Here is a 5,326-nt window from a genome sequence, read left to right as displayed (position 1 = left end):
CCTTCGCATTTCCTACTACCGGAATAAAGTCTAATCTTGCAGAGATCCGTATCTAAAATTATAAAAAAATGGTGGTAGTTGAAATTCCCAACTACCACCATTTTAACATTTTTACCATTAAATTACTTTATATCTAAGAGGTTAACTTCATACATTTCCTTCATATTCATATCGATTGGTAGTAAAGCATAATAATATTGATCATTATCTACCATAAATTGAACCAATTTGGTTTTTGTAGGATTCCAAAAATCTTTTAAACTGGAATAGTATTCTTCCAAATCTTCTTTATAATCCAATTGTAATAGATAACCTTTATCCACCATCGCAAAAACAATTAAACTTCCTAAGAGATCTTTCTGTTCATTGGCTTCTTCATACTCTTGGTATTGGAACCAAATTTGGTCAAAGCCCATCACTTTTTTGTATTTTTCATAGAAGCTACTATCAGCCATAACCTCATAATCATGTACTAATTCGTTGACAAATGCATGCCATTTTGTCGGAATAATTTTTTCTAATAACGGATTATTTTCAATGCCTTCTATTATTTCAGTCTGTTCAATCTCCTGCTCAATAATTAATTCATTGAGAGAAATCTGTTTAAATTTCATTGAATTCTTGTAATGTGCTAAGTCATAAGGATAGTGGTTATTATTGATTAAGCTTGAATCATCTAGTTCAAGTATTTTGGCAAGGGCAGCTGTTTCAAAGCTCCAAAATCCCACATAGTCAGGTTCTTTATGTGCATTTTTCCATTCATAGTCATAATGCCCTTTAAACCATTCTTTCTCCATATACTTTTGTAATCGTTTAGAGGCTTCTTTTTTATCGGTTTGGGCAAGTTCTATAATTTCTCTTGTTTTTGCGTAGGGGTTTTCTTTATAATACTCATTAGTGATTTTTTCATATCCGATATCACTCGTATATAATAAATAATCAATTACTGCATCGTTTATTTCCTTTTTCTCAACCACCTTACTTAATCTTTCTATATTCTTTTTATCTGTTTCTAATAGGATTCCTAAGGAAATCGTCCAGAGCTGTTTATTGCAAAATAAAAGTGCAGACTAGTGCAAAGAATTTGTACAGAGTCCTGCACTATTTTTGTGCATAAAAAAAGACTTGCCAGCCACCCCAAGTCCCTCTGCTCTTTTAGGTGTCGAATCCAAAAAGTGGAGGTAAGAAAGGATGCTAGCAATGTCTGAAGTTAATTGTATCAAAACATTACGAAATGAAAAAGGACTATCTATTACCGAAATTGCCAATACAATGCAAGTGAATTGGCGCACTGCCAAAAAATATGGCGATGGAGATCAATTGCCTCAAGAGAAAACTCATTTGAAAACGGGCATGATGTACGACGAAGAATGGGGAGAAATCGTAATTGATTGGTTAGAAGAGGATTTAAAACTTAAGAAAAAGTTACGCCGTACAAATAAGAAAATGTTTGAAGATTTAGTAAAGAAGGGCTTCAAAGGTTCCTATAGAACACTTTGTAATTTCATTCAAGAATGGAAAGCAGCACAAGAAGACGAAATAGACAAAGGTCATGAACGTTTAGAACATCCAGAAGGAGAAGCTCAAGTAGATTTCGGGATTATGGAAGCTGTTCAAGATGGCGAAATACTTGATGTTCACGCATTGGTCATGTCATTTCCAGCAAGTAATACAGCATTTGCGGTACCGATGCCGGGTGAAAATTTAGAATGCTTTTTAGGCGGACTTCAAGTGTTATTTAAACAGGCTGGTGGTGTCCCATTGAGCATTCGAATTGATAACTTAACACCTGCGGTGAAAAAGGTAAGAAAAGGCGATTCAGAGGCACAACTAACAGAAGCCTTTCGACATTTCCAACAATATTACGGGTTTAAAGTGCAAGTATGTAACCCACGAAAAGGAAATGAAAAAGGTCATGTGGAAGGTAAAGTAGGTTATGTTCGTTATAACTTCTTTAGCCTACCTCCGGTAATAAAGGATCTTGAAGATTTAACGAATCAATTAGAACAACAATTAATCAAGGATCGTCAACGAGTTCATTATAAAAAAGAAGTAATGATTGATGAACTGTGGCAGCGCGAGCAAAAGCAATTAATCAAATTACCTGAAAAACCGTATCGGGTATTTAAGCAGTTTTTAATCAAGTTTAATAAATATAATGAATTCAAACTTGATGGGCATTTGATTCATGTGCCAAGAGCAAGAAACTACGTCCAGCTTTCTTGTGTGACCTACTGGGATTCGTATAAAGTCATCACAAATGACGGAGAAATTTTATTATCTGATGCCCGACCTTATATGAGAAAACGTCGTTTTATTCCATGGAAGGAAATCTTAAAAGATTGGTTGAAAAAACCACGTGTTGTAGGGCATTCCCGTTACTCAATCTATCTGCCAACGCGCATTAAAGAGTATTTAACAGTTCCTTCACTTGCGTTAAGAAAACAACGGATTAATGAATTACTGACACTGTTACTTACACATGATATGAATGATATTGATCAAAATTTTTATAATTATATTGGCCGTGAGGCTGAAGAAACTGAACATCCTTACGGTGTTAATTGGACAGAATATGATGCCTTATCCCCAAAAGGGACGGAGGTGTTAAATCATGAATGAAGATATTTTAACACTCTGTAAGCAATTGAGATTAGCATATGTAGCAGAAGCAATTAAAGAAGTGCCTTTTACTGAGCCGGAAGAATATCTGTATCAAGTTTTATTAAAAGAGCAGCTTGGCAGAGAACAAGCAAAAATAGCACGTAACTTGAAACAAGCTCGTTTCATTGATACAAAAACGCTAGAAAGCTACCAGTGGCATAAAGATATTTGTTTTCCTAGCCATTTAACGAAAGATGAGTTAGAACAGCTAGATTTTATTCGAAGAAAAGAGAACGTCATTTTAGTTGGCGCACCTGGAACAGGTAAAACACATTTAGCTTCTGCCCTTGGCCGAAAGGCTTGTGAGCATGGATTTGAAGTACGTTTTTATCGTGTATCGCATTTAGCATTTAGTTGAGGAGCTAGAGCAAGCCCTAAATACGGGGAAATTGAAGCAGTTTAGAAGTAAATTAGAGAAAGTTGATTTAATGATTTTAGATGAAATGGGTTATTTGCCTTTCGGCAAAGAAGGAGCAGAATTACTGTTTCAAATTATTTCAGAGTTCTATGAACAAAAGAGCTTAATTATCACTTCAAATTTAGAATTTAGTCAGTGGAACCGCATTTTCTCGGATTCACGTTTAACGGCAGCTCTGGTGGATCGTTTGATTCATCACGCCCACATTATTTCCTACACGGGCCAGAGCTTCCGTTTAACAAATGCATTGTCGAGAAAATAGGGAAATTATCGGGTGGCAACACTCTGTATTTTTCGTTGCAATTCTCTGCACTTTTCTCTTGCAAAATACAAGAGCATATTTACATAACCCACTTCTCTTTTTCCTGTATGTTCTAAATCATCTATGGCATTATGAAAATCAGCTTCTACTGTTCGAATATCATCCCCTAAAGAATATTTTGCACTAATATCATTTATCTGATGAATAAAATTCGATAGATAGGTTTCTTCTATGATACTTATATTATCATTAGGGAATTTTTGGATACCATTCCTTTCATCTTCTTCTAAACTTTTAATATCCTCTCTATTTTCTTTAATAAACTTTTGATGGAGTTTTATACTTTTTCTGCATTTTTCTTCAACACATAAATTATCTCTCATTATTTTATATTCCTCCTCGCTATTATTTAAGGCCATTCTCCAACTATGTCACCCTTTGCATCTATTTTAAATGTTTTTACATTTCCATTACTATCAATCTTTGATAGTACTCTTTCTACTTCTCCTTTTTTCAATGCTCTCGAAATCTCTTCAGCTAATTCTTCATCCCCATCAACAGCTTTCAATATTCGACTTTTCTTGGTTTTCGTACCTTTCAACCAATCATCTGACATTTGTGGCCCATCTTTAGGCGTTTTGCTAACAACAAATAAGTAGAGCACAAATGAATAAATATTTCATTCGTGCTCTTTTATCTATTAGAAACGGAAATTTTATTATTATATGAAAATCTAGATTTTGAATGTGGGAATTTTAGATTGTGTCATATTCCAATAAAAGTAATTACCCCCAAAGGATATTTATCTCCTCAAACGAGGTTCTACTTTCACTCATGCCTTCAAGGTTTTCTGTTCCAATCGTTTTGATTTCACTTTTTGTTAAGATAATTTTTCCGTTTGGATTATTTAATTTTCTAAGATAAATAGAATTTAATAATTTTACTTGTTCGTTAGTCATTTCATAATAATCTCGCCAAGATTCAACTGCAGTGTCATATTCCATAAACTGCCTTTCTATTATATATCCTCCGCATTGAACTATTCTGACAATATTATCAATTGATGCAATAGTATTATTGTCACCCCAAAATGATGTAGTAATTGATGGTGAGGTTGTGCCATCTTCATCCTCTTCAAGAAGATATTCTAAAGTTTCATTTTTGGCCAACTCAAGGACATCTTTTGGAGCACCAGTAAAAAAGTCTAAAGCTGTTGGTATATCATTCCGGGTAACGTTATCATTTCGAAATGCACCAACAACATATTTATCTGTGAAAGTAATCGTTCCTCTTCCTCCCGAACTATCTAAAACATTATAGTTACCATTATCCCATGAATGTTCGTAAGATAGTTCAGGATATTGAGCAACCATTATTGCGTGCGCTACTGATGCAAGAATACAACCGTTCCATAGATTATTTTTATTTAATTGATTATTTATTACTGCTGGCTTCATTATTTTCTCCTTTTCGGTTTAGTTGGAGGTGTCTCCTTTTTTGAGTTATCTAGGTCCGAAGGTAACTTATTTGATTTATTCCTATTTTCTTTACGAGATAATACTTGAGCATTACTATAACTGTTAGAACCACCTTCTCCTTAGACTTCGCAGGTGATGCCGTAGTTGCACTTGCTTCCTTATTCGCCTGAGACGGTGCTTGCTGCTTCGTCGAATTTATTGGTGTAGCGGAATCGGCCACATGTACTGTTTTACCTTTTGTATTTTTCACTCCAGATGCAATGCTACCGAGAATCTTTCCTCCATGCTTCACACCTTTTACTAAAGGTCGTCCTAAAATAGCAGCGACTGATGCTCCGCGTTCCCAGCTTTCCAACTTTCTACCGGTAATCGGGTCTCTTCCGATCACGGCTTCAACCAATGCCTTCGCATTTCCTACTACCGGAATAAAGTCTAATCTTGCAGAGATCCGTATCTAAAATTATAAAAAAATGGTGGTAGTTGAAATTCCCAACTACCACCATT

The 5,326-nt window shown here is 35.0% G+C and carries 3 protein-coding genes and 4 pseudogenes; 2 read left to right on the top strand and 5 right to left on the bottom strand.

Annotated features, from left to right (window positions below):
- Positions 1-122: 122 nt before the first annotated feature.
- Positions 123-1,043: pseudogene (locus tag SNE38_RS18875) on the bottom strand (DUF1911 domain-containing protein); the annotation flags it as partial.
- Between the two features lie 148 nt (positions 1,044-1,191).
- Between SNE38_RS18875 and istA the strand changes: the two are divergent.
- Positions 1,192-2,622 (top strand): IS21 family transposase, encoded by a 1,431-nt coding sequence (gene istA, locus SNE38_RS18870; protein WP_336047144.1) that lies wholly within the window; start codon positions 1,192-1,194, stop codon positions 2,620-2,622.
- Positions 2,615-3,344: pseudogene (istB, locus tag SNE38_RS18865) on the top strand (IS21-like element helper ATPase IstB). The gene istA and the pseudogene istB overlap by 8 nt, the downstream one beginning before the upstream one ends.
- 71 nt (positions 3,345-3,415) lie before the next feature.
- On the opposite strand, the pseudogene SNE38_RS18860 reads toward istB, so the two are convergent.
- From SNE38_RS18860 to SNE38_RS18845, 4 genes and pseudogenes are all read right to left on the bottom strand, one after another.
- Positions 3,416-3,727: pseudogene (locus tag SNE38_RS18860) on the bottom strand (PoNe immunity protein domain-containing protein); the annotation flags it as partial.
- A 26-nt stretch (positions 3,728-3,753) separates the two neighbouring features.
- A pseudogene (locus SNE38_RS18855) lies at positions 3,754-3,975 on the bottom strand (hypothetical protein); the annotation flags it as partial.
- Positions 3,976-4,129: 154 nt separating this feature from the next.
- Positions 4,130-4,801 (bottom strand): hypothetical protein, encoded by a 672-nt coding sequence (locus tag SNE38_RS18850; protein ID WP_336047143.1) that lies wholly within the window; start codon positions 4,799-4,801, stop codon positions 4,130-4,132.
- A gap of 49 nt (positions 4,802-4,850) precedes the next feature.
- A complete protein-coding gene (locus tag SNE38_RS18845) occupies positions 4,851-5,270 on the bottom strand; it encodes a pre-toxin TG domain-containing protein (protein WP_336047145.1) in 420 nt (139 codons plus the stop codon).
- Positions 5,271-5,326: the final 56 nt, after the last annotated feature.

The organism is Solibacillus ferritrahens, from assembly GCF_037027585.1.
GTDB lineage: Bacteria > Bacillota > Bacilli > Bacillales_A > Planococcaceae > Solibacillus > Solibacillus ferritrahens.
Note: the sequence above shows the minus strand (reverse complement) of the source record. Positions and strands in the feature narration are given on the sequence as shown.